The 19,615-nt window shown below is 51.6% G+C and carries 16 protein-coding genes; 7 read left to right on the forward strand and 9 right to left on the reverse strand.

Annotated features, from left to right (window positions below):
• Window positions 1–10: 10 nt before the first annotated feature.
• Entirely contained in the window at window positions 11–1,213 is a 1,203-nt protein-coding gene (locus Dpoa569_RS08885; protein ID WP_146411252.1) for an IS256 family transposase, read from the reverse strand.
• Between the two features lie 220 nt (window positions 1,214–1,433).
• Between Dpoa569_RS08885 and Dpoa569_RS08890 the strand changes: the two genes are divergently transcribed.
• The 5 genes from Dpoa569_RS08890 to pepT all read left to right on the forward strand — a co-directional run bounded on the left by Dpoa569_RS08890 (window position 1,434) and on the right by pepT (window position 6,146).
• Entirely contained in the window at window positions 1,434–1,673 is a 240-nt protein-coding gene (locus Dpoa569_RS08890) for a FeoA family protein (protein WP_042870764.1), read from the forward strand.
• Between the two features lie 102 nt (window positions 1,674–1,775).
• Window positions 1,776–2,003, forward strand: coding sequence for a FeoA family protein (locus tag Dpoa569_RS08895; RefSeq protein ID WP_012769649.1), 228 nt, complete (start codon window positions 1,776–1,778; stop codon window positions 2,001–2,003).
• Between the two features lie 22 nt (window positions 2,004–2,025).
• Window positions 2,026–4,350: a Fe(2+) transporter permease subunit FeoB gene (gene feoB / locus Dpoa569_RS08900; protein ID WP_146411254.1), complete on the forward strand. Its 2,325-nt coding sequence runs from the start codon at window positions 2,026–2,028 to the stop codon at window positions 4,348–4,350.
• Between the two features lie 36 nt (window positions 4,351–4,386).
• A complete protein-coding gene (locus Dpoa569_RS08905) occupies window positions 4,387–4,608 on the forward strand; it encodes a FeoC-like transcriptional regulator (RefSeq protein ID WP_042870762.1) in 222 nt (73 codons plus the stop codon).
• A gap of 269 nt (window positions 4,609–4,877) precedes the next feature.
• Complete coding sequence (gene pepT / locus Dpoa569_RS08910) at window positions 4,878–6,146, forward strand: peptidase T (RefSeq protein WP_042870760.1); 1,269 nt, start codon at window positions 4,878–4,880, stop codon at window positions 6,144–6,146.
• A gap of 121 nt (window positions 6,147–6,267) precedes the next feature.
• Here the strand turns inward: pepT and Dpoa569_RS08915 are convergent, their stop codons facing one another.
• From Dpoa569_RS08915 to rluE, 8 genes are all read right to left on the reverse strand, one after another.
• A complete protein-coding gene (locus tag Dpoa569_RS08915) occupies window positions 6,268–7,389 on the reverse strand; it encodes a ribosomal protein uL16 3-hydroxylase (protein WP_042870758.1) in 1,122 nt (373 codons plus the stop codon).
• Between the two features lie 148 nt (window positions 7,390–7,537).
• Window positions 7,538–8,980 (reverse strand): two-component system sensor histidine kinase PhoQ, encoded by a 1,443-nt coding sequence (phoQ, locus tag Dpoa569_RS08920; RefSeq protein ID WP_042870756.1) that lies wholly within the window; start codon window positions 8,978–8,980, stop codon window positions 7,538–7,540.
• Window positions 8,981–9,013: 33 nt separating this feature from the next.
• Complete coding sequence (gene phoP, locus Dpoa569_RS08925; RefSeq protein WP_042873924.1) at window positions 9,014–9,682, reverse strand: two-component system response regulator PhoP; 669 nt, start codon at window positions 9,680–9,682, stop codon at window positions 9,014–9,016.
• A 253-nt stretch (window positions 9,683–9,935) separates the two neighbouring features.
• A complete protein-coding gene (gene purB / locus Dpoa569_RS08930) occupies window positions 9,936–11,303 on the reverse strand; it encodes an adenylosuccinate lyase (RefSeq protein ID WP_042870754.1) in 1,368 nt (455 codons plus the stop codon).
• A gap of 157 nt (window positions 11,304–11,460) precedes the next feature.
• On the reverse strand, window positions 11,461–12,093 hold the full coding sequence (gene hflD / locus Dpoa569_RS08935) for a high frequency lysogenization protein HflD (protein WP_042870752.1): 633 nt from the start codon (window positions 12,091–12,093) through the stop codon (window positions 11,461–11,463).
• A 411-nt stretch (window positions 12,094–12,504) separates the two neighbouring features.
• Complete coding sequence (gene mnmA, locus Dpoa569_RS08940) at window positions 12,505–13,614, reverse strand: tRNA 2-thiouridine(34) synthase MnmA (protein ID WP_042870750.1); 1,110 nt, start codon at window positions 13,612–13,614, stop codon at window positions 12,505–12,507.
• 186 nt (window positions 13,615–13,800) lie between these two features.
• Window positions 13,801–14,259 carry an NUDIX hydrolase gene (locus Dpoa569_RS08945; protein WP_042870748.1) on the reverse strand — a complete coding sequence of 153 codons (459 nt, stop codon included), beginning with the start codon at window positions 14,257–14,259 and terminating at the stop codon, window positions 13,801–13,803.
• Window positions 14,252–14,866, reverse strand: a complete 615-nt coding sequence (gene rluE / locus Dpoa569_RS08950) for a 23S rRNA pseudouridine(2457) synthase RluE (RefSeq protein ID WP_168641698.1) — start codon at window positions 14,864–14,866, stop codon at window positions 14,252–14,254. The genes Dpoa569_RS08945 and rluE overlap by 8 nt, the downstream gene beginning before the upstream one ends.
• A 139-nt stretch (window positions 14,867–15,005) precedes the next feature.
• Between rluE and icd the strand changes: the two genes are divergently transcribed.
• Complete coding sequence (icd, locus tag Dpoa569_RS08955; RefSeq protein WP_042870746.1) at window positions 15,006–16,259, forward strand: NADP-dependent isocitrate dehydrogenase; 1,254 nt, start codon at window positions 15,006–15,008, stop codon at window positions 16,257–16,259.
• Window positions 16,260–17,055: 796 nt separating this feature from the next.
• Entirely contained in the window at window positions 17,056–19,224 is a 2,169-nt protein-coding gene (locus Dpoa569_RS08960) for a sensor domain-containing phosphodiesterase (protein ID WP_042870742.1), read from the forward strand.
• Window positions 19,225–19,615 lie beyond the last annotated feature (391 nt).

Here is a 19,615-nt window from a genome sequence, read left to right on the forward strand (position 1 = left end):
GTTAAAAATTCTACAACGTCATCACGTTATTTAGTCGCCCTTCAAAATAAATGGCCAACTGTGATAATGTCAAATTCCAGCTCTGGATGGGCATTGTCCATTTTTCCTGTGCGTTCATCGGCCCCAGATAAAGCAGCTTCAACAGACTGTTTTCATTCGGGAAAGCACCTTTGGTTTTGGTCAGCTTCCTGAACTGTCTGTGCACCGATTCGATAGCATTTGTGGTGTAAATGACTTTGCGGATATTTGCCGGATAGCGGAAGTACGCTGACAGATTGTCCCACTTGCGTCGCCACGACTGGAGCACCACCGGATACTGCAACCCCCATTTCGCTTCCAGCTCATCCAGTGCCATTTCGGCCGCTTCTTTTGACACTGCACGGTAGACTGGCTTCAGGTCGGTCATGAAGGCTTTATGGTGCTTTGAGGCCACATATTTAATCGAATTGCGTATCTGATGAATGACGCACAACTGCACTTCCGTCTGCGGATAAATGCTGTTTATTGCCTCTGGGAAGCCGGTCAGCCCGTCCACGCAGGCAATCAGAATGTCTTTAACACCGCGATTTTGCAGGTCGCTTAATACCGACAGCCAGAAGTTAGCCCCCTCACTTTCTGACAGATACAGGCCCAGAACTTCCTTTTTACCTTCCAGATTCAGGGCCAGCACGGTGTAAACCGCTTTGCTCTGATAGCGGCCATCTTCCCGAATTTTATAGTGAATAGCGTCCAGCCAGACGAAGGGATAAACCTGCTCCAGCGGGCGCTGTTGCCACTGTTTTAGTTCAGGGATGACTTTATCGGTTACTGCACTGATGGTGGCAGTGGACACGCTGAAGGCATATAAATCTTCGATCTCCCGGCTAATGTCCTGATAGCTCATCCCCAGTGCAAACAGGCGAATGATCTTGTGTTCGATCTCGTCGGATAACGTGGTCTGATGTTTTTTCACCAACTGGGGTTCAAAAGTGCCATTACGATCGCGCGGAGTCGCCAGCTCGAAGCTGCCCGTCGGGGCTTTAATGGTCTTTTTGCCGGAGCCATTTTTACGGTTAGCTTCAATGTCCTGAGCCAGATGAGAGTCCAGTTCCGCAGACAGGGCAGCTTCCGTTAACTGTTTGATTAAAGGCGTTAAGATACCATCTTTGCCCGTTAATGCCTGACCGGACTGGAGGGCTTTAAGCGCTTTATCGAAATCGAAGGGCTGGGACATATGTCATTCCTTTTTGATTGTATATTACCGGAATGACACAGAATTTCTAACACTCCCCATAAGCGCGGTACCTTTCCCCAATCTTCACCTCCCTTGATGCACATCAAGAGGCCGCTTACAGACAGGAATATGATTGATAATCGTTATTAGTTGCTTTGATGCATCGTCGCCGCGCGGTTCAACCGGCGGGATGTCGCACCTGTCAGTGAAGGAATGTCGTATGGCTCTGAGTCTTCAAACGCTGCTTGATCTCCCTCTTAACGTCAATGCTGTGGTGGCGCGAATTCGTTCAACGGGCGAATACCAGCAGCGGCTGACCGAGCTTGGCATCCGCGTCGGCGGGCAGGTTCGTGTGATTCAGCGTGATGCCAATCAGCCGTTGATGCTAGCCGCCGGTGACAGCCGGGTGGCAATCAACTGGGAGATGGGTAAGCAGGTGTGGGTGTCGCCACAGCCATAATCAGCATTACAGCCGTTTTATAACCATTGTTTTCTAGAAAGACAGGTTCACGACAACAGTCGTTTCTCTGGTGCAACAAGTGAGTATGAGGGCAACACAGCGATGACACTGGAAGCATTGGCAGTGGGCACACAGTGGCGTGTGCTGGGATTTCAGAAAGGATCGGCGGATTACCGCAAACGTCTGCTGGCGCTGGGCGTTACGCCGGGGGTGGAGTTTTCGGTGTCGCGTGTGGCGCCGTTGGGCGACCCGATTGAGCTGCGTCTGCGCGGTGCCGCAATTAGCGTGCGTAAAGGCGAAGCACAGATTTTGATACTGGAAAAATGTTAATCCGGGTAGGTAAGGATTTTTTATGAGTACGCAACCCGTAATTTGCGTGGTGGGTAACCCGAACTGTGGCAAAACGACGTTATTCAACGTCCTGACCGGCGGTAAGCAGACCGTTGGCAACTGGCCGGGCGTGACGGTAGAAAAGAAAGTCGGAAGCTACCGTTATCAGCAGCAACAGGTGACGTTGGTGGATTTGCCGGGGGTGTACTCGCTGAATCCGTCTTCCGAAAGTTCGGAAGACGAACGGGTGGCGCGTGATTACATCCTGTCCGGCGAAGCCAATCTGGTACTGAATATCGTTGATGCCTCTAATCTGGAGCGAAATCTGTACCTCACCGCGCAGTTGCTGGATATGCAGGTGCCAATGGTGGTGGCCGTCAATATGATGGATATCGCCGCCGCACGTAAGCTGGATATTGATATCGCCGGTTTGCAGCAGCGTCTGGGATGCCCGGTCATCCCGATTACCGCCAGCCAGAAGAAAGGTATCGGGATGTTGCATGAGGTGTGCCATGCCGCGCTGGCGCAACCGGTGATTTCGGCGGTATCGATTCCTTACGATGCGCCGCTGAGCCAGGCCGCGCAGGCGATTGCGGATCAGTTGCAGGGGCAACCCGCGATTCGTAACCCCTATTGGCTGGCAATTCAGTTGCTGGAAGGCGATGTGACGGTGCGTAACCGAGTACCTGCGGATACGCTGGCCTTTGCCGATGCCGAAGTGACCCGGCTGGTCGCCGAGTATGACGACGAGCTGGATATCTTTCTGGCGGACGCGCGTTATCAGTTTGTGGGAGCGGTAGCGCGTGAGGTGATCACCCGTCGTGGCGAAGCCTCTGCCACCCTGACCGACAAGATTGACCGCGTTGTGCTGCATCGTTTCTTCGGTATTCCGATCTTCCTGTTGGTGATGTACCTGATGTTTGTCTTCACCATCAATATCGGCAGCGCCTTTACCGATTTCTTCGACAAGCTGTTCGGCACCCTGATGGTGGATGGGTTCGGTGAGCTGTTGCTGGCGTTGAATACCCCTGAATGGCTGAAAACCCTGCTGGCGGATGGCGTGGGCGGCGGTATTCAGACCGTGTCCACCTTTATTCCGGTGATCGGCTGTCTGTATCTGTTCCTGTCCTGGCTGGAGGACTCCGGTTATATGGCGCGGGCGGCGTTCGTGATGGACCGGTTTATGCGCAGCATCGGTTTGCCGGGGAAAGCGTTTGTGCCGCTGATTGTCGGCTTTGGCTGCAACGTGCCTGCGGTGATGGCGACCCGCACCATGGAGCGCCATAGCGACCGTGTGGTGACGGTGATGATGGCGCCGTTTATGTCTTGCGGCGCGCGGTTGCCGGTATACGTGCTGTTTGCTTCCGCCTTGTTTGTCGAGGGGGGGCAGAATCTGGTGTTCGGGCTGTATCTGGTCGGTATCGCTGCGGCGATTGCCACCGGCTTTTTGTTGAAAAATACAGCGCTGAAAGGCGATGCGTCCGCGTTTGTCATGGAGATTCCGCCTTATCACCTGCCCAGCCTGCGCAGCGTGCTGATCCGTACCTGGGAGCGCCTGAAAGGGTTCCTGTTGCGTGCCGGACGGCTGATTGTGGTGGTGGTGACGGTGCTGGGTTTTCTTAACTCGATGGGGACGGACGGCTCCTTTGGTAATCAGAATACCCAGAAGTCGGTGCTGTCGGCGGTGGGACAAGCGATTGTGCCGGTATTTAAACCGATGGGAATTCGGGAAGAGAACTGGCCGGCGGCAGTCGGTGTATTCACCGGAATTTTCGCCAAGGAAGCGGTTGTCGGTACGTTGGATTCACTGTATGGCGCGATGGCGGCGTCGCAGGGCGGCAATGCGAAAGCAGAGGAAAAAACGTTTAGCTTGCTCGGTGGTGTTCAGGGCGCGTTGGCAACCATTCCGGAAAATCTCGGCAAACTGGGGGACGCGGTGCTTAACCCGTTGGGGATCAATGTTGGTGATTTGAGTGATACCGCCACGATTGCCAAAGATAATAAATTTTCCGTGACCTCACTGACGGTGATAGGCCAGCTTTTTGATGGTCAACTGGGCGCGTTCAGCTACCTGTTGATGGTGCTGTTATATATCCCTTGCGTGGCGGCGGTATCGGCCATCTGGCGTGAGGTGGGTACCGCCTGGACGCTGTTCTGTGCCGGATGGACCATCCAGATTGGGTATAGCACCTCGGTAGTGGTATATCAGATTGGGCGTTTTGGTCAGCACCCGCTGTATTCGCTGTGCGTGCTGTTGGGCGTTGCCGCGATGTTGTGTGTCACCGTGATGCTGTTGCGTCGCAATGGCTTGCAACGCCAGCGTGTGCCGGTAGGGGAAGTGGAATAAGCAGTCAGGCGGGCCTACACCCGCCGGGGAGAGATGATGACGCTACTCGAATTGCGGGATTTTGTCCGCGAAAGAAAAAAGGTGTCGCTGCAAGACATCAGCACCGCTTTTCAGGCAGAGCCGGGTGTGGTGGAAGGAATGCTGGAGGTGTGGGTGCAAAAAGGCAAAATCCGCTTTCACAGCGGTGAAGCGGCACCAAAATGCGGTGGCTGCTGCGGCTGCGATAAGAGTCTTGGTCAATATTACGAGTGGTTGTAACTTTCGCAGGCCGACGGATATCGAGCCGTCGGCCCAGGTTCCTGTCTTGTGGCGACGGTTGTCGTCAGTCTCTGTGTTGGTGAGTTGCTAAGCTGTGACTGGCTTTCATTGATTGCGCGTCTGGCATGATTGCAGGTTCGCGGCCCTGAATGATGGGCGGCCTGAGGTGGTTGTGTCAGGTGGAAAGCCAATAAAAACTGACCTGACGCAATATGTGGCACTGACACCCTCTACATAATGAAATTTGTAATCCATCGGAGGGGGTGATGATGGAAAAATTGCTTGATCGTTTTCTGAATTATGTTGCGTTTGATACCCAGTCCAAGCCGGGTGTACGGCAGGTGCCGAGCACAGAAGGGCAATTGAAACTGGCGCAGGCATTGCGACAGGAATTAACTGAGCTGGGGCTTGAGCAGGTATCTATCAGTAAGCACGGCTGTGTGGTGGCGACGTTACCGGCCAATGTGGCCTGGCCGGTGCCGGTGGTTGGATTTATCGCCCATATGGATACCGCGCCGGATTTCAGCGGTAAGCATGTCAACCCGCAGATTGTGGAAAATTACCGTGGCGGTGATATTGCTTTAGGCATGGGTGACGAAGTGCTGTCACCGGTGATGTTCCCGGTGCTACATCATCTGTTGGGGCACACGCTGATTACGACCGACGGCAAAACGCTGCTGGGCGCGGATGACAAAGCGGGAATCGCGGAGATCATGACTGCGCTGGTGCGGCTGAAAAAGCGCCAGATCCCACACGGCGAGATTCGCATTGCCTTTACGCCGGATGAGGAAGTCGGTAAGGGTGCACAACATTTTGATGTTGAAGCATTCCGCGCTGAATGGGCTTACACGGTAGATGGCGGCGGTGTGGGTGAGCTGGAGTATGAAAACTTCAATGCAGCGTCGGCGGTGGTGAAGATTATCGGCAACAATGTGCATCCCGGTTATGCCAAAGGGGTAATGGTTAATGCGTTGTCGCTGGCGACGCGGTTTCATCAACGCGTACCGGTCGATGAGACACCGGAACAGACCGAAGGCTATCAGGGCTTTTACCACCTGCACAGTATGAAAGGGAGCGTGGAGCGGGCTGAACTGCACTACAGCATCCGGGATTTTGAGCGTGATGGCTTTGAACGGCGTAAGAAAACCCTGCTGGATATTGCTGAGACGGTGGGGAAAGGGCTGCATCCGGATTGTTATATCGAAGTCACGATGACTGACAGCTACTACAACATGCGCGAGCAGGTGGAGCAGTATCCGCATATTATCGCGCTGGCCCAGCAGGCGATGCATGATTGCGGCATCACGCCGTTGATGCAGCCGATTCGCGGTGGTACTGATGGCGCGCAACTGTCCTTCCGGGGGCTGCCGTGCCCCAATCTATTCACTGGTGGCTACAATGCGCATGGTAAACACGAGTTTGTGACGCTGGAAGGGATGGAAAGCGCTGTTGCGGTAATCATGCGTATCGCCGAGTTGACCGCATTACGGGCCAAAACCCGGCAGACCAGCAGTGAGAACGTTTCGGTTAAAGCCTGATGGCGTTGGTGGGCTGCCGACAATATTACAGAAGGCAATTCACAGAAGGCAATATCACAGCAATAACACAGAAGACGCCAGCAGGCGTCTTCTGTGTTTTAAGCGGCGGTAACAGTGATAATCAGTCGACAAAATACCAGTAACCGCTGTTCACCAGTGCAGTCAATTGGGCGAGGAATGAGGGGTCATCCAGCGCATCGCCAAGGCATTCGGCAGTCAGTACGTCATATTGTGCCAGTGCGGCTATCGCTTGCGGCTGGTGGCCGCTCAGACGCTCGCCGTTAACGAAACACTCTTCGCCGATACGTAACACCCGCAATCCGCCAAGACGGCGCAACGCTTCGCCCTGCTGGATCAGATCGTATACCTCGCCCGGCTGATAAGGCGGCTCCGGCGGCGCCAGATCCAGTTCATGACGCGATTGGGAAACAAATTCTCCGAACCACTGACGGAAGGCATCTTTATGCTGCACCAGATCCAGCATCATGTTCTGAAGCTTATCCAGTTCCTGCGGCAGCACGTCTGCCGGGTGGGTACGCGTGGGAATGTCTGGATCGCTGTAGCGCTGGCCGCCTAACTCACGGGATAACACATAATCGGCAAAGCCGCTGACCAGCTCACGGGCGCTGGGCGCACGAAAGCCGACCGAGTAGTTGAGCGAATTTTCCAGCGAGTAGCCTTCATGCGGAAAACTGGGCGGAATGTAGAGGATATCGCCGGGTTCCAGCTCTTCATCGATAATAGCGTCAAACGGGGCCACCTGTAGCAGGTCAGGGTGTGGGCAGTGCTGCTTCATTGGCACTTTGTCACCGACGCGCCAGCGGCGGCGGCCAGTGCCCTGAATGATGAAGACATCGTACTGATCAAGATGCGGGCCGACGCCGCCGCCCGGCACCGAGAAAGAAATCATCAGGTCGTCAATGCGCCAGTCGGGCAACTGACGGAAAGGGCGCATCAGTGCGGCGCAAGGTTCATGCCAGTGATCGACCGCCTGCACCAGCAAAGACCAGTTGCTTTCTCCCAGATGGTCATAGCGCTCGAACGGACCGTGACTGACATCCCAGCGGCCATCCTGATGGCTGACCAGTCGGCTGTCTACTTCGTTTTCCATCGCAAGCCCGGCCAGTTCGTCCGGGGTAATGGGGTCGATAAAATGATGGAAACCACTTTTGATGATGACCGGTTGTTTTTGCCAGTGGTGTGTCAGGAAATTTTGCCAGTCGAGATTAAGTTGGTAGTTCATAACGCATTTCCAGTAACAGGGAGCTATCGGCAAGTATAACGAAGTCGCCGCGATAGTGTTCGCCATTCATTCACAGATGAGACGGCAGGCTGAAAAGTTCTGGCTAACTCAATCGACGGCAGACGATAATTGGCAGTGTTGTGTATGGCTAACCAAGGTGCTGTTGGCCGAAAATCGCTTCCACTTTGGCCCCGCCGAGCTGGCTGGCGCCAATCAGGATTTCTCCCTGATATTGCTCGATGATTTCTGCCGCAACCGATAGCCCTATGCCCTGACCGGGGCGCAATGTGTCCGCCCGTTGCCCGCGCTGGAAAATGACCTCCCGTTTACTGTCGGGAATACCGGGACCGTCATCTTCAATCACCAGATGCAATTTTTGACCGGAATAACGAGCGCTGATTTCTACGAATTCCAGACAGTATTTACAGGCGTTGTCGAGAATATTCCCCATCACTTCCATGAAATCGTTTTTTTCGCCAATGAAGGTCAGTTCCGGGGCGATATCCATGGTCAGCACCACGCCTTTACGTTGGTACACTTTGTTCAGCGCTGAACAGAGCGCGTCCAGTTGTGCTGGAACGGAATGAACTTCCCGCGTGATGGTCAGGTGTTCGGTTCTCATGCTGGCGCGGTGCAGGTAATAGCCGATTTGTTGCGAGATGCGGCTGATTTGCGTCAGCATGATCGGCTCGGCTTGCTCAATGGTTAGCTCTTTGCCGGTACGTAGCGAGCGCAGCGTAGTTTGTAATACGGCCAACGGCGTTTTCAGGCTGTGGGTCAGGTCGGTGAGGGTGGTGCGGTATTTGTGATAGCGCTGGCGCTCATTGTTCAGTAGCGTGTTGAGGTTACGCACCAGACTGGTCAGTTCCTGCGGCGGATTTTCGTCCAGATGCTCGCGAGAGCCGTGCTCCAGCTCGCTTATTTGATGCACCAGATGCTTGATTGGCCTCAGGCTCCAGTGCGCCGCCAGCCACAACAGCGGCAAGACCAGTAGCAGGTGAGCGATAAACACGTAGCGGAACCATTCCCATACCATATCCGATTGTTGCAATTCCTGCGGCACGCGGTCCACCACTACGATCACCATCTTGGGCAGACGCTCAGACGCCGGGTAAACATTAACGGCAATCGAATGGGTGAACGGTGTTTTATCTTCTGAGCTGTAGGCGTGCAATTTATCCAGCATTTGCGGATCGCTGCCTTGCAATACCGCATTACTGGTGTTGGAGTCAGCATCCAGCTCGTGATAGTCGGTTTTTTCCAGCCATTCAGGTTTGATCTGCGATTCCATTTCCGGAACGGCACGTTCCCGCCATAGTAGCTTGCCGTACTGATCGTAGATAAACACCAGCGTGGGGTAATTAATGTCGATTTCAGGCGGCGTGGCGATGGTGAGCTGATTGTCGTGCCATTGCGCCAGACTGTAGAACAGGTTGCTTTCACCGCGCAGCAGGCGGAACGACGTTTTGTCGAAACTGAAGCTGTATCCCACCACGGCAACAATGCCGTAGGAGAGCGTTAACGCCAGCACCACCGCGGCGGTTGCGATAAGAAAGCGAAAACGCAGCGAAAAAGGAGATTTTCTCAACATGTTGTCCAGAGTCAAATAGGCCGCCCAGAATGGTTAGATATCGAAGCGATAGCCCTGCCCGCGAACGGTGGTGATGACATCGTGGGAGTCGGCGGACTGCAGTTTTTTACGCAGTCGTCCCATGAGTACGTCAATAGTATGGCTTTCTCGCAATTCGGCGTCTGGATACAGTTGCAGCATCAGCGACTCCTTGCTGACCACCTTGCCGTTGTTGCGGATCAGCGTTTCGATGATGGTATATTCAAATGCGGTCAGCCTGACCGATTCGCCATGTACTAACAATTCCCGGCGCGACAGGTCTACCTCAAAGGGCGGCAGACTGATGATTTGAGAAGCCAGGCCGCTGTTGCGGCGCATCAGTGCCTGCATCCGCGCTACCACTTCCTCGATGTGAAACGGTTTGGTGACGTAATCATCGGCTCCGGCTTCCAGTACCGCCACTTTTTCCTGCCAGCTTTCTCTGGCGGTGAGCACCAGAATCGGTAGTTTGATCTGATGCGTGCGCCAGCGGCGAATCAGACTGGTGCCATCTTCCACCGGCAGACCCAGATCGATAATGGCGATGTCCGGCGCATGTTCCTGAAGGAAATAATCCGCTTCTTTCGCATCCGCTGCCGCATCAACCTGATGCCCCATTTCATTCAACTGGACATTTAGGTGATGACGCAATAGAACATTATCTTCAACGACAAGAATGCGCATGACGTTTTCCTCGGTCATTTTCCTGATGAGAGCTATTAAACGTTTCGTGAGCTATCCAAACGTAGTGAACGGCCAACATGTTGTACAGAGCTTGTTGTGCGTGCCTGCACACTTACCGCAATTCGGGATAGTCAAAAGCAGAATTATCCTATTTATGGCGGGTGTGTCAGCATTATCCACAGTTGTTTTCAACTGAGGCTAAACAATCAGGCAGGAAATAAGTCGGGCGGCACTGATGCCGCCCACAGCGTAGTCAGAGTTCGTCAACCAGTTTTACCGCATGGCCGATGTAATTAGCCGGGGTGAGCGCTTTGAGGCGTGTTTTTTCGTCGTCCGGCAGCGCCAGCCCGTCGATAAATGCCTGCATACCTTCAGCATCTACACGCTTGCCACGGGTCAGTTCTTTGAGTTTCTCGTAGGGTTTTTCAATGCCGTAACGGCGCATCACCGTCTGAATCGGCTCGGCCAGCACTTCCCAGTTGTGATCCAGCTCATCCAGCAGATGGTCATGGTTAACTTCCAGCTTGCTGATGCCTTTGAGGGAAGCCTGATAAGCGATGACGGCATAACCTACGCCGACGCCCAGATTACGCAGCACCGTGGAATCGGTCAGGTCACGCTGCCAGCGGGATACCGGCAATTTGCTGGCGAGGTGGCTCATCACCGCGTTAGCCAGCCCCAGATTGCCTTCGGAGTTTTCGAAGTCGATCGGGTTAACTTTGTGCGGCATGGTAGAAGAACCGATTTCGCCAGCGATGGTTTTCTGTTTGAAGTGGTTAAGGGCAATGTACCCCCATATATCACGGTCAAAGTCGAGCAGAATGGTGTTGAAACGGGCGACACAGTCGAACAGTTCGGCAATGTAATCGTGGGGTTCGATCTGCGTGGTGTAAGGGTTCCACTGAATGCCCAGCGAGGTTACAAAACTTTCGCTGAACTGGTGCCAGTCAACCGCCGGATAAGCCACCATATGGGCGTTATAGTTCCCTACGGCACCGTTGATTTTGCCGAGAATTTCCACCTGTTGCAGTTGACGGAACTGGCGTTCCATACGGTAGACGACATTCGCAAATTCTTTACCGATGGTGGACGGTGTGGCTGGCTGACCGTGAGTGCGGGACAGCAGCGGAATATCGCGGTACTGCTGTGCCAGCTGTTTGATGGCATCGATAATGTTACGCCAGAACGGCAACAGCACATCGCGGCGAGCGGCATCCAGCATCAGGGCATGGGACAGGTTGTTGATATCCTCAGAGGTGCAGGCGAAATGGATAAATTCGCTCACAGCGTGCAGTGCCGGAACCGATGCCACTTTTTCCTTCAGGAAATATTCCACCGCTTTGACGTCGTGGTTGGTGGTGCGTTCGATAGTTTTAATGCGCGCGGCGTCTTCTTCGCTGAATTCGGCGACAATATTGTCAAGGAAAGCGTTTGCGTCGGCGTCAAATGCAGGAACTTCCCTGATTTCTGCACAGGCCGCCAGTTTTTGCAGCCAACGTACTTCAACCTGCACACGGAATTTCAGCAGACCGTACTCGCTGAAAATCGTGCGCAACATGCTGACTTTATCGCCGTAGCGTCCGTCAATAGGGGAAACGGCGGTCAGTGAGGATAATTCCATCGCAAGCAACTCCTGGGATTGTTTTCAAATAAAAAATAATAGATTGATTACCGTCAGCCTGACGCATGACAAATAGCATCATCATCAACAGTATCGCATGATGGCGGCCTAACCGGAATAAGCTGCTGTCTTCAATCAGTAAGTGTGTCCATTCGGATCAACTGCGGCATCGGGACAGCATCTCCTGTGCGTGGCGTATCAGCTTATTGCGGGAAAACATCAATTGCAGCCGACTACCGCCTACCTGCTGCCAAAGCACCGCCGCACGAATCCCGGCGAGCAACACGGCTCGTACCTTGGCTTGAATCTGTGGGTTTTTCAGCACGTCCTGTGCGCCAGTTACCTGAATGCGCGGGCCGAGTTTGCTGATGATATCCACGTAAATGCCCCCCAGCACATTGATAAAGGTATCCGACAACAGATCGTAATGTTCCAGTTGTCGATCCAACTGCTTGATGCGATTGCCCAGTTCATTCAGCGCATCGCGGTTGTTGTTCAGACGGCGCTCCAGCACCATCAGGCTGAACGTGTAGCGGGATAGCTCAGCACCTAGCCCTTCGCGTGAGGAGTTAAGAATGCCCAGCAGGGTTTCCAGGCCGATTTTTAGGTGGCATTCCGTGTTGTCAAACACATCCAACGTACTGGACGGGTTAATATTCATGATGCTCTTCAGTGACGTTTTTAACGCATCGGCATTGCAACTGCCCTGATGTGCCAATTGCTGCACCAAATGAGCAGACTGGCAGATTCCTGCCATTGCCAGCGTAATGTCATGATAATTTTTCGCCACAATTACTCCTGTCAACATCATCTGGCTGGTGTGGGAATCCGGAATAAAACCGGAGCACGTTGTACCGTTTGTATTTTCGGTTCAGCCCCAGAGCAAAAATAAAAGTCGGTGGATATCGCCCACGTTTGCAATTACTCCACCTAAAGCACTCGCTCAACCTAAAAAAGGCGGTGATCATGCCATAAAAATCAGGATGAACCCAGCGTCAACCCGGTAAAATCCCGCACAGGTTGAAAATCGTCTTACCTGATCGTTCGATAATGCAAAGTTTAGTGTCACGACAACGGAAATGGTGCCCATACTGTGTTTTATTTGACACAGCGCATAGTGTGATTGGCTTGTTTTGAGGGGCGAACCCGGAAACAACAAAGGGAACCACCAGGGTTCCCGTTGGTTAGTTTGATTGGGCGATTATGAGGCGCAAAGGCGCTCTTCGATTATGCCGCCGCCAAGGCAGATTTCACCCTGATAGAATACGGCGGATTGACCCGGTGTGACGGCCGCAACCGGTTCGTCAAAACGGACTTCAATGCGATCAGCGTCAAGTGGCGTAACAAGGCAGGGAATATCAGCCTGACGATAACGGGTTTTGACTGTGCAACGCTGCGGTTCGGTCAGTGGCTCGCGGTTGACCCAGTGCAACTGTTGAGCGATCAACCCGACAGACATCAGGCGCGGGTGTTCATGCCCTTGTGCGACATATAGCACGTTGCCGGCGACATCTTTATCGACCACGTACCACGGGTCGTCACCGCCTTCTTTAACTCCGCCAATACCCAGCCCCTTGCGCTGTCCTAATGTGTGGTACATCAGCCCCTGATGTTCGCCCATAACTTTGCCATCGTCGGCTGACAGGATAGGGCCAGGCTGTGCAGGCAAGTAGCGCGCCAGAAAGTCGCGGAATTTGCGCTCGCCGATGAAACAGATGCCGGTAGAGTCTTTTTTCCGGGCGGTAGCCAGATCCAATTGTTCAGCAATTTTCCGTACCTGTGGTTTTTCCAGTTCGCCGACCGGGAACAGACTCTGCGCCAACTGCTGGTGACTCAGCGTGTAAAGGAAATAGCTCTGGTCCTTGTTGCTATCCAGACCGCGCAGTAGGCGGCTTTTGCCATCCACATCCTGACGACGTACGTAATGGCCGGTGGCAATATAATCCGCACCCAAATCTTCGGCAGCAAATTCCAGAAACGCTTTGAATTTGATTTCTTTGTTGCACAGAATATCCGGGTTGGGCGTGCGGCCAGCGCGGTATTCCGCCAGAAAGTGTTCAAAAACATTGTCCCAATATTCGGCAGCAAAATTAACGGTGTGCAGTGCTATACCCAACTTGTCGCAGACAGCCTGCGCATCAGCCAAATCGGTAGCGGCGGAGCAATACTCTGTATCGTCATCCTCCTCCCAATTCTTCATGAACAGGCCTTCAACCTGATACCCCTGCTGTTGTAGCAGGTAGGCGGATACCGATGAGTCAACACCGCCGGACATACCGACAATGACTTTTTTCTGGCTGTTATCTGACATGGACGTCTCGCGAACTTGATGATGTGGTGTAAAGCGTTAAAGCGAAAAACAGGCGCAACAGGTTAACACATTTCTCTTGATCGCACATTTCTCTTGATCGCACGGTCATCCTGAATGGGGGTAGCCATAAATCGCTTTTTCGGGAAAAAACGACACGCCGCCTGAGAAACAGCGTGCCAGGCAGCATCAGGCTTGGTTGGGAAATGGCCAGTTAAACGCTTCCAGCAGGCTCAGTGGATAGCGCTGGCCGCGTTGATAACACGTCAGACTGGCTGCGACCAGTGGTGAACGTAAACACGATGCTTGCAGAATTTCTTCCGGTTTCAGCCAGTGACAGCAGGCGATGTCGCTGTCGTGTGGCGTGGTGGGCAATCGTTCTGGCAGGTCGATGGTGAAACTAAAACGCAGGAAAGGGGTGTTATCCGGTGCGATCCATTGGTGCAGTTGCAGAAAGCTTTGTGGTGTGGCGTGAATGCCGGTTTCTTCGAACAGTTCACGCTGTGCCGCCTGAATCAGCGTTTCGTCCGCTTCAAGATGACCGGCAGGCTGATTCCATAGTCGTCGCTGATTAATTTCTTCTTCAACGACCAGAAAATAGCCTTCCGCCTGCACGATGCAGGCCACGGTCACATGTGGTTTAAACATGGTCAATCTCCTTCCATTCGCCGGAGTGCAACCCATCAAGAGTCTGGTTGGCTATACTGTAACGAATTAAACGCAGCGTCGGATAGCCGATATGCGCCGTCATCCGTCTTACCTGACGGTTGCGCCCTTCATACAGCGTGATTTTTAGCCAACTGACCGGAATATTCTTACGCTCGCGGATTGGTGGCTGACGCGGCCACAACCAGACTGGTTCTTCCACTTGCTCTACGCCGGCTGGCAACGTCGGACCGTCGTTCAATATCAGTCCGGTACGAAAGGCGCACAGTGCTTCTTCATCAGGAATACCCTCAACCTGAGCGTAGTAGATTTTGGGTGTTTTCTTGCCGGGTTGTGTCAGGCGTGCCTGTAGCTTACCGTCATTGGTCAGGATCATCAGACCTTCGCTGTCTCTGTCAAGCCGCCCGGCTGAATAGATATCGTGGAAAGGAACATAGTTTTTCAGCGTGGCGCGACCGCCCTCGTCGGTAAACTGAGAAAGGACATCGAAAGGCTTATTGAACAAAACAATACGCGTTTTGGTCTTATTTTTTTCAGACCGAGAGCTGAAACGTTTAAGTTTGTGATTTTTAACAGGGAATTTATTCATCATATTACTGGCTGTGGATGACAAAACCATTATACTCGAAATGGTTTGTGATTGGCTCAGGCTAAATATTCAAGTAGTATTGACACGCATCTTACAAGTCATTAACAAAAATAGCGCTCGAAGCTCGAAGGAGAAGTTAATGGAAAGTAAAGTAGTTGTACCGGCAGAAGGGCAGAAGATTACGGTTGACGCTCAGGGCAAACTGGTTGTGCCGGATAATCCGATTATTCCGTTTATCGAGGGTGACGGTATTGGTGTCGATGTTACGCCAGCCATGATTAACGTTGTCAATGCCGCAGTAAACAAAGCCTATCAGGGTAAGCGCAAAATTTCCTGGATGGAAATTTACACCGGTGAGAAATCTACCCAGGTGTATGGTCAAGATGTCTGGTTGCCGGATGAAACGCTGGAGCTTATCCGCGAATACCGTGTTGCCATCAAAGGACCGCTGACCACGCCAGTGGGCGGAGGTATCCGTTCTCTGAACGTGGCGCTGCGTCAGCAACTGGACCTGTACGTTTGTCTGCGTCCGGTTCGTTATTATGACGGTACGCCGAGTCCGGTTAAGCAACCGGAACTGACCGACATGGTCATCTTCCGTGAAAACGCCGAAGATATTTATGCTGGTATCGAGTGGAAAGCCGGTACGCCGGAAGCGGACAAAGTGATCAAGTTCCTGCAAGATGAAATGGGTGTGAAAAAAATCCGTTTCCCTCAGCAGTGTGGTATCGGTGTGAAGCCTTGTTCCGAAGAAGGAACCAAGCGTCTGGTTCGTGCGGCGTTCGAATACGCTATCGTTAATGATCGTGATTCCGTGACACTGGTACACAAAGGCAACATCATGAAGTTTACCGAAGGCGCGTTCAAAGACTGGGGCTACCAGTTGGCGCGTGACGAATTCGGCGGTGAACTGATCGACGGTGGGCCATGGGTGAAAATCAAGAACCCGAAAACCGGTAAAGACATCGTTATTAAGGATGTGATTGCCGACGCCTTCCTGCAGCAGATTCTGCTGCGTCCGGCTGAATACGATGTTATCGCTTGTATGAACCTCAACGGCGACTATATTTCTGATGCACTGGCGGCCCAGGTTGGCGGGATCGGTATTGCGCCAGGCGCCAACATTGGTGATGAATGTGCGCTGTTTGAAGCTACTCACGGTACGGCACCGAAGTATGCCGGTCAGGATAAAGTAAACCCTGGTTCTGTGATTCTCTCTGCTGAGATGATGCTGCGCCACCTACAATGGTTTGAAGCAGCTGATCTGATCGTGAAAGGCATGGAAGGTGCAATTAAGAACAAGACCGTCACCTATGACCTCGAACGTCTGCTGGAAGGTGCTACGCTGCGCAAATGTAGCGAGTTTGCTCAGGACATCATCGACAATATGTAATCGATGGTGACATCGAATCAAACCTCACGGCGGCCTGGCTTCCGTGAGGTTATCTTATGACGTGCTGCCTGGCAGCAAATTGTCACTTTCTGTACTTGTTTCTCTCACTTCTGTAATATCGATTTTGTACTTATTCCTTTACTTTCTCTTCTATTTTTAATGTGTTTTCTGCACACAGACCCAGTTTTTGCCTGTTATAACATCAGTGAATAAATAGGTGGCTTACTTTTTTTGCTCGTTTCATCACCGTATAAGAATTAAGGTTAGTACTTGATATAACGCTGATAAGTTAATTGTTGTTTTAGTTTCACCCGTCAATTTTCTTAAAGGAAAAGTTTTTTTTCTTCATTTAACCAATTTATAGAAAATTATCTGGTGATATGTCGGTTATAGAAAGTCACAAGCAATAACATTTTATAGTAATAAGTTATCAAGTTTGCATTGATGATTGGGAATAACGATCTATTAAGATAATTAACCACTTGTGTTTGTGTCTGTTTTTATTCAATACCGAGAATCTCAGAAAATCTTGGCGAAGGGTCTTCCTCCTTGTCCGCATTTTGCTATTCTGTTGATGCTGCCCGATAATTTGCATGAAAGATGCGCTTCCTGGAGTGGGAAGAGAGAGCTAAAGAGGGATAGTAGCCAGTTATCGTTTTAAATTTAATCGAAAGATATCGATGGATTTTATTCGTCGATGATTTTTTTTGCGTGAAAAGTTACGGTATCACCGTCGCGACAACAGGCTACAATTTTTTCTGATAGAAAAAACAATGGATAATGTGAGGGGAACCCCATGAGTCGAGCCCCAGCAAATAAAGATGAAGATAGCCGACTTGCGGCGTTAAGAGAGTACGGCATCAGTAAACCGCTGTCTGATCCTGGTTTTGACAATTTGATCAATCTGGCGGCTAACGTTTTTAACGTTCCTATCGTATGGATTTCTCTGATAGAGGAAGAGCGACAGTTGTTTGCGGCCAGCATTGGCATGACGATATGTGAAACGTCCAGAGATGAATCCTTCTGTGCACATGCGATTCTCAAGAAACGGATCATGGTGATCCCCGATACGCGCAAAGATCCCCGCTTCAAAGATAATCCATTGGTTACCGGTGACCCGCACATCCGTTTTTACGCTGGTATCCCATTGCGTACGCCAGGCGGCCTTCCTATCGGCGTGCTGTGCATTGTCGATAATAAACCCCGCGCCTCTCTTAGTGCTCGTGATGCGCACAATTTGCAGGATTTTGCCGCGCTGGTGATGGACAAGTTGGAAATGCGGCGTTTGGATCTGGCTCGCCGGGCCAGTCAGGCGCGCTTTGAGAACATTGCCGAATCATCACCGGATGCCATTCTCTGCGTTAATGACAGAGGGACGATTACCTTCTGGAATGAGTCGGCAGAAAAAATGCTGGAATATGGTCGCGATCAGATTATCGGCGAGCACATCAGCATTATCGTTCCAGATATGTTTGTCGTGCAGTTGCACCATCTGGCGACAGATAAAACCGCCATATTTAAAGGCAGTTCAATTGAATTGGATACGCGTGCCTTGCCCGGCACGCTGATTCCAACCGAGCTGACAGTGTCAATGTGGCATGACAACAACCAGACGCGCTATGGCATTATTCTGCGTGATATCACTGAAAGAAAACGTTACGAGGAACGGTTATTCCTGCAAGCGCACCGTGATCCGCTGACAGGGCTGGCTAATCGAACATTGCTAACATCCACGTTGGATCTGGTGCTGAAAAATGGTGAACCAGCCTCCATCATGATTATTGATCTGGATGGCTTCAAGGATATTAACGATAGCCTCGGCCACTCCAGTGGCGACGAGATTTTATCCAGCGTTGCCAGACGATTACAGGATAATGTTCATACCGGCGATCTGGTTGCCCGCATGGGGGGAGATGAATTTGCTATCCTGTTGCCTAACCAGAGTGACGAACAGCAGGTGGCAAAACTAGCGGAAAAAATCATTTATGATATTTCGCAAGCCGTACCGGTCGATGATAAGCAAATCAACACCAGTGCCAGCATTGGGTTGGTCATTTATCCGGCTCATGGGACTACTGTGCAGGATTTGCTTACCAGTGCTGATCTGGCGTTGTATCAAGCGAAAGCCGATGGGCGTAACTGTTATCGCTTTTTTACTCGTGAACTGAGAGAAGTATTTCAGGCCCGTCATGCTTTCCAACTGGAGTTTATTCGGGCGTATGAACAAGAAGAATTCGAGGTGTTTTATCAGCCTCAAGTCAGCCTGATTGATAGTAAGGTCGTTGGGGCTGAGGCCTTGCTGCGCTGGCGTCATCCTTATAAAGGATTATTAGGTCCGGCGGCATTTATGGCGGCACTGGAACGTGGCCCTTGGGCGGAGCGTATTGGCGACTGGGTCGTACGGTCTGCCTGTCAACAAGCTTCTGAGTGGTGTCGGTCTGGTGCTGAGAATTTCCGTATCAGTATCAATTTATTTGCAGCTCAGTTTCGCTCAGGCATGTTGGCGCAGAAAATCAAAGACATTCTGACACAAACCGGCCTTAAGCCTGGTTCACTGGAGCTGGAAATTACGGAAAACATCATACTGCGGCATGATGAAAATATGATGAAGCCGCTCAATGATTTGCGGAGCAGTGGTATTGGCATTGCTTTTGACGACTATGGGACGGGATATGCATCGCTGAGTATGTTGAAACATTATCCGGTCACGCGGCTTAAAATTGACCAGACTTTCGTGCGAGCTATGTGTGAGTCAGCGCCCGATGCGGCGATTGTCCGCGCTATCCTTTATCTGGGTAAAAGTTTTGGTCTGGATGTGATTGCCGAAGGTGTCGAAACACAAGAACAGTGTGAAAGGTTGCTCAACAAAGGATGCGAGCAGGCGCAAGGGTATCTGTTTGGTCGGCCTATGCCGGCAGCAGAGTTTGAGAAATTGTTAGATCTGGAGGATACGCCTCTGGTTTGATGGCTACATTACGATGTAACTGGCATGGTTTCAGCAGGGTAAATGCGAATAGATATCGCAATATTTTTGAGTTATCAGTGCGTGCTGTGGCGAAAAGCAATAAACGAGTATGCCATTAACCGGGAGGTTTTTTGGCATTATCACACCCGTCTGATAATGTTGTGACGGATATCTCACATATTGAATTTTATATTTAATTACATTTTATCTGCGAATATGCCAGTCATTTTCCTTGTTCCCTACGCCATGTCATTAGATTCCCTGCCGCTGTGATGCTGGCGGAACGCCTGTTTTCATTGATGGTGCTGCGTTCCTTGTTTCATCTTTCATTCAGAATGCTCATCATAAAAATGTAAAGTTGTGTTAATTTGGTAACGAAAGGGTTATGAAT

This window comes from Dickeya poaceiphila, from assembly GCF_007858975.2.
Classification (GTDB): Bacteria; Pseudomonadota; Gammaproteobacteria; order Enterobacterales; family Enterobacteriaceae; genus Dickeya; species Dickeya poaceiphila.